The 1,511-nt window shown below is 22.4% G+C and carries 2 protein-coding genes; both read right to left on the bottom strand.

The window, feature by feature from the left end; genetic code table 11:
• Nucleotides 1-580: glycosyltransferase family protein (locus EZH24_RS11665; RefSeq protein WP_137999259.1), on the bottom strand; the 580-nt coding region annotated here is incomplete at its 3' end.
• A gap of 18 nt (nucleotides 581-598) precedes the next feature.
• The gene (locus EZH24_RS11670) at nucleotides 599-1,465 is read right to left on the bottom strand and encodes a radical SAM/SPASM domain-containing protein (RefSeq protein WP_137999260.1); all 867 of its coding nucleotides are present in this window, start codon (nucleotides 1,463-1,465) and stop codon (nucleotides 599-601) included.
• Between the last annotated feature and the right edge of the window lie 46 nt (nucleotides 1,466-1,511).

Consider the following 1,511-nt stretch of genomic DNA (forward strand, 5'->3'; position numbering starts at 1 on the left):
AGATATATTTTATTTTAAAAAATTTATTTTTATTTATACCAGAAGATAAATTTACAACTTTATTTTGTTTATCTTTAATAATATATTTTTCTATATCGCTTTTTGAATTTTCCGATATTGTGATTATAGTCGTATTACAATTTATGCTATCGTAAACATTTTTTCCAAAATTAGCGGCTTCCAATTGTTTTTGTTTATTTGAAGAATAATAATCTGGATGAAGTAATGGCAACAAATCATGTATAACTAAATAATTCTTTATATTATGATTAATAATTATTTCTGGTATTTTTAATGAAAACGAAACATAGGCGTCTATATTTTTTATAATATTTTCTAAATTATTTTTATTTATAAACTTACATCGAGAATATTCTTTAATTTGTTTGCATATTTTACTACGAAAAAAATCTTCATCGCATTCGGCTGCCAAATAAATAGTATATATATATATACTATTTATTATATTAGTTAATATATTTACTTCATAATTAAAAACTCCTGCCATTCCAGAATTAGAACTAATAGCGTTATAACTTCTTGATATATCGAAAACAATATTTATTTTTTTCCATAACATATTTTTTATTACTCCATATTATTTACTCATAAAATAAGGTTTATAATCAATAGCAAAATTACACTCGTTGCAAGGTTTCAATTTATCTATATCTTTTAATAATTTCTTTCTTAATTTTTTCATTTTAATATTATTAAAAATATATAAAATACTTTCATTATTCGCATCGCCAAGTATAAAATTATTATGTTCTTTTATATCCGACCTAAAATTGCAACAGGGCAACACTTTACCGTTATAATCAATATAAATATCGGTAAACGGTATATAACATGGATATTTTCTAACAACTGCAGGAATTGTATCCAATACTCCGCCTCTATTATTGCCGTTTAATCTAAAATCTCTGGCATACATATTTAAATTCATATCTTTATATTTAAAAGCTATTTCGTATCTATCGATTGTATTTATTTTTTCTATAAAATCTAACCCTAATTTTTCCGCCATTTTCCCGACTTTTATTTTAATATCGTTGGCGTTAAATATTTCGTCTTTACTTAAATACGATTGTATATTCATTGATTTAAGTCCCGCTTCATATAATTCATCTAAATAATCTCTTGTTAAAAAATCGCCGTTTGTGTTTGTATGCAATGTGGCGTTTGGAATTATCGCTTTCGCTTGTTTTAATCTTTTAATAAAAATTTCTCTATTTGAAGTAGGTTCGTTATATCTGCTATAGCTAATCATATTACTATAATTTATAGATTTTAATTCGTTTAATATTTTTAAATATAATTCTTCTAACATTAAAATATTAGTAGAATTTCTATCAATAAAAGAATTGGGACAAAACCAACATTTTCTATTGCAATAAGAAAATATTTCTATTTCAACCATTCTTATATATTTATAGTTTACTTTATATTTATTATAAAACATTTTTATTCCTTTTTTACCTACATTAAAAATTTATTTCTAAAATTAT

The sequence above is a fragment of the Brachyspira catarrhinii genome (assembly GCF_005518285.1).
GTDB lineage: Bacteria > Spirochaetota > Brachyspiria > Brachyspirales > Brachyspiraceae > Brachyspira > Brachyspira catarrhinii.

What these genes read in the sequence shown, in the direction of transcription:
- EZH24_RS11670 (WP_137999260.1), bottom strand. Translation starts at nt 1,465, where the DNA reads ATGTTTTATAATAAATATAAAGTAAACTATAAATATATAAGAATGGTT.